General features: G+C 74.7%; 4 protein-coding genes and 1 pseudogene. 3 read left to right on the forward strand and 2 right to left on the reverse strand.

The window, feature by feature from the left end; all coding sequences use genetic code 11:
* Positions 1 to 286: 286 nt before the first annotated feature.
* Positions 287 to 2197 (reverse strand): glycoside hydrolase family 5 protein, encoded by a 1911-nt coding sequence (locus ACIQOV_RS31620; protein WP_401054106.1) that lies wholly within the window; start codon positions 2195 to 2197, stop codon positions 287 to 289.
* Between the two features lie 135 nt (positions 2198 to 2332).
* On the reverse strand, positions 2333 to 2518 hold the full coding sequence (locus ACIQOV_RS31625) for a hypothetical protein (protein ID WP_401054107.1): 186 nt from the start codon (positions 2516 to 2518) through the stop codon (positions 2333 to 2335).
* Between ACIQOV_RS31625 and ACIQOV_RS31630 the strand changes: the two are divergent.
* The 3 genes and pseudogenes from ACIQOV_RS31630 to ACIQOV_RS31640 form a co-directional block, all read left to right on the forward strand.
* A pseudogene (locus tag ACIQOV_RS31630) lies at positions 2483 to 3062 on the forward strand (nitrate reductase subunit alpha); the annotation flags it as partial. The gene ACIQOV_RS31625 and the pseudogene ACIQOV_RS31630 overlap by 36 nt on opposite strands.
* A 9-nt stretch (positions 3063 to 3071) precedes the next feature.
* Complete coding sequence (locus tag ACIQOV_RS31635) at positions 3072 to 3395, forward strand: respiratory nitrate reductase subunit gamma (protein ID WP_401054110.1); 324 nt, start codon at positions 3072 to 3074, stop codon at positions 3393 to 3395.
* A 165-nt stretch (positions 3396 to 3560) separates the two neighbouring features.
* Positions 3561 to 3770, forward strand: coding sequence for a Pvc16 family protein (locus ACIQOV_RS31640; RefSeq protein ID WP_401054109.1), 210 nt, complete (start codon positions 3561 to 3563; stop codon positions 3768 to 3770).
* Positions 3771 to 3844 lie beyond the last annotated feature (74 nt).

Consider the following 3844-nt stretch of genomic DNA (forward strand, 5'->3'; position numbering starts at 1 on the left):
CGACGGTGTCGCGCAGCGAGGTGACGGTCAGCTCGCTGAGGTCGAGGTCCTGAAGGTCGAGGCTCTCGACACGGGACTTGGTGATGTCGGACATGACAGCCTGCGGGAATGCCGTCCCGGGAGGCCTTCTGATCGTTCGTCATCGTCGTACCGCCCGCCGACCGGACCACGGGGCGCCGACGGGCCCCGCGCCCTCGCCCGGCCGTGCCCCGCCCGGGGCGCGCCGCTCCGGGCTACCCCGGCGGGTCCGCGTGACGCCGCGGAACCGCCCCGGGCCGGCTCCGGATCAGGCGAGCGGGCGGCAGAGCAGGGCGGCCGGGGCCCCGTACTGGAGGCGCTGCCAGGTGGAGGCGACACCGGCCAGGTACTCGCCGTCCGCGCACTGGCCCTTGTAGCGGCCCGGCGCCCAGTCGCTCGCCACCGAGCCGCCCGTGGCGGGCCGGTTGTCGCCCCGGTCGAACCAGAGGGTGCGGCCGTTCAGCGGCAGCGGGGCGGCCCCGGGTGCGCACAGCAGGGCGGCCATGCCGTTGCCGTGCACGCCGTAGCCGACCGCGAAGGTGCGGTCGGGGCACTGGAGCTTGTCGTAGCCGGACGCCCAGTCGCCCCCGGTGACGTAGCGCTCGTCGGTGACGGTGGTCCAGTCGCCGCTGCCGGCGGCCGGTTCGCCCGCGTCGGTGCACAGCGCCCGGCTGTCGCCGCGAGCGAGGGCGGTCAGCCGCTGGCCGTCCGGGCAGTTGCCCTTGCGATTGCCCGGGCTCCAGTCCGCGCGGGCGAGCATCCGCCGGGAGAGGTCCTGGTCGCCGTGGTCGAGGGCGAGCAGGTTCCAGTGGGTCACCGCAGGCACCGGGCCGCTCGCCGCCGGGGCGTCGATCAGCCTCGTCCAGTCGGCGGCCCGCCAGTCGCCGGGGTCGGTGAGGCCGGTGCGCCTGCCGTCGGGGCCGTAGGAGAGCAGCGCCCAGGTGTCCAGCGGGCGGCCGGCGGTGTCGGCCCAGCCGACCAGCGGCCAGAAGGCGAAGTCGGCGTCCTCGCGGACCAGGATGTCGGTGAACGCGTGCAGCCAGGCCTGCTCCTTGGCGTCGGTCGAGCCCCGGCCGCCCGCGCCGAACTCGCTGATCCACACCGGGGCGGTGAAGTGCTGCCCGGCCCCGGTGACGAACAGCGCCTCGTCGTCCACCACCCGGGCGAGCTGCTCCGGGGTGAAGTCCTGGTAGCGCGGGTCGGCGGTGGATCCCGGGCCGCTGCCCGCACCGGTGTTGGCCGGGCCGGTGTAGGCGTAGAAGTGCGCGGAGTAGACCAGCTTGCCGGAGTCGATCAGGGTGTTGGAGAGGTTGCGCACCGGGGTGAGCATCGGGCGGCCGTGGCTGAACCCCGCGGCGGGGACGCCGTACCAGTTGATGCCCTCCATGACGACCAGCAGGTCCGGGTCGGCCTGGAGGATGCGGTTGCCCGCCTCCTCGAAGGCGGCGTACTCGTCGTGGGCGTCGCCGAGGCCCCAGTTGGGGTCGTCCCAGACGTCCCGGCGGACCTCGTTGCGCAGGTCGGCGCCGACCACCCGCTTGTCGGCCTTGTAGCGGTTCACCATGAACAGCCAGTCGTCCTCCCACTGCGCGGTCGACTGGCCGCTGTTCCAGCGCTCGTTGCCGTCCAGGCCGCAGCAGAAGCGGTAGCTCGTGGTGTGGTTGTTGAGGATCACCGCGAAGCCGTCGGCGGTGAGCGCGGCCACCACGGCGTCGAAGACCTGGAGCGGGGTCCGGCCGCGCAGCTGGGGGTTGGCGGCGACGGCGGAGTCCGGGACGGGGACGGTGTCGTGGATCATCGCGTTGGCGAACGGCAGCCGGATGCTGTTGACGCCGAGCCCGTGGAAGTCGGCCAGCAGCCGGGCCACCGGCACCCGGTCCAGGCCCAGCGGGATGTTGTGCGACACCTGCCCGGCCTGGTTGTTCGCCGGATCGTCGGCGCTCCCGCTGCCCTGCCAGGTGCCCTGCGCACCGGCCCAGTTGGCGGACTTCAGCTTGAAGCGCTCACCGTTGGCGTCCACCACGTAGCGCCCGCGGGTGCTCAGCGGTCCGGTCCAGGACGCGGCCGGTCGGGCCTCGGGTCCGCCGTCCGGCGCCGCGACCCCGGGGCCCGCCGCCAGGACGGCGAGCACCGGCAGGGCCGCGGCCAGGGCGAGCAGACGCGCCGCAAGACTCTTCATGATCGTCCCCGCTGTGGTGAGGTGGCTCGGGCCGTGACCGGGCGCACCGGCGCCGTCGACGGGGGACGACGATATGACGGAACCTCAGGCGCGGGAAGGGCGCGTGCCGTCCTCCCGGCGAAATCCGGGTGAACGTCAGCGGACGCGCCACAGGGCGCGGCACACCCGGGGCCACCGCGACGCGGCGGCGAGGAAGCCGGCCGCCGTCAGCAGCCGGGCGCCCGCCGAGATCCACAGCAGCACCCGGCCGAGTGGGCGCAGCCAGTCCACCCGCGTCGCCGTCGCGGCGGTCAGGGCGGCGACGACGGCGGCTGGGCGCACTACGTCGGGCAGGAGAAGTGCCGCCCGTCCACCGGCTGGGCGACGCTGGCCGGGGCCGCCGACTGGGCCCGCCCCGCGCGGCAGGCCATCGGCACCGGGTGGTTCTTCCTCCACACCGACCAGTGGCGCTACGACCACTTCCGCGCCGAGGTGCTCGCCTCCCCGCTGGGCTCCGGGGCCTTCCGGGGGATGACCGCCGCCGACGCCCGCACCGGCTGGATGCCCTCCTTACCCGACCTTCGACCGCAACCCGCTGGACCTCGGGGACGCCGAGGACCCGGTGGCCTCCACCGTGGCGGAGCTCGGGGCCGGGACGCTGCGGTTCGCCGGCGAGGACCCGGACGCCCCCGGGAACTGGCCGCGGGTACTCACCCTGTGGCGCTCCAACCTGTTCGGTCCCTCCGCGAAGGGCGCCGAGTACTTCTCCCGGCACCTGCTCGGCACCCACTCCGGTCTGCGCGCCGCCGAGGCCCCCGAGTCGGTCCGTCCGCGCGACGTGCGCTGGCGCGACGAGGCCCCGGAGGGCAAGCTCGACCTGCTGCTCTTCGGCGAGATGTGCCTCGGCCTGTACAGCAAACTCACCAACTCCGGCCCGAGCGGGGGCTACGACTACCGCTCCACCATCGCCCCCTGGGCCCGCAGCCTGTTCACCCTGCGGCCCGACACCGGCCTGTGGGCCGGCGTCCCCACCACCTGCCAGGCCCACGCCGTGCTCGGCATGCTGGTGATCGCCGTGGTGCCGTACACCCGGCTGGTGCACATGTTCAGCGCGCCGTGGTTCTACCTGTTCCGCCCGTACCTGGTCTACCGCAGCCGCCCCGCCGGGCAGCCGGCCGAGCGCGCGCCGCGCCGCGGCTGGGAGGGCATCGACACCTGAGCCGGCGGCCGGCCGGGCCCTGCCGGCCTGGCTGCCGTTCCCGCTGGGCCGGTTGGGCGGACTCCCCCACCTCCTGCCGGGCGTGTCCGCCGCCCAGGCCGGACACTGCAGGTGCTGCGGATCGGCCGGACTGCGCCGCCCGGCCCCCGGGACGAAGGGAACTCGGTGTTCAACCTCGTGGATCTGGCGTTGGAGAAGGTCATCACCGACCGGCTGCCGGGCGTGCGCGTCGACTTCGCGGTGCCCACCCGCGCCTGGAGCGCCCATGCGGCGGCGAACACCGTGAACGTCTATCTCTACGACGTGTGCGAGGACCTGGAACGCCGTCAGGCCGGCAGCGTACGCGCCGGCGGATGGCCCCGCCGCTGGTGCTGACCGAGCAGGAGGCGGACGCCTTCCTGGCCGCGCTGCCGGGCATCCTCCGGACGGTGCGCGAGAGTGCCCCGGCC

Source organism: Kitasatospora sp. NPDC091257 (assembly GCF_044757675.1).
Taxonomy (GTDB): Bacteria; Actinomycetota; Actinomycetes; order Streptomycetales; family Streptomycetaceae; genus Kitasatospora; species Kitasatospora lactacystinica.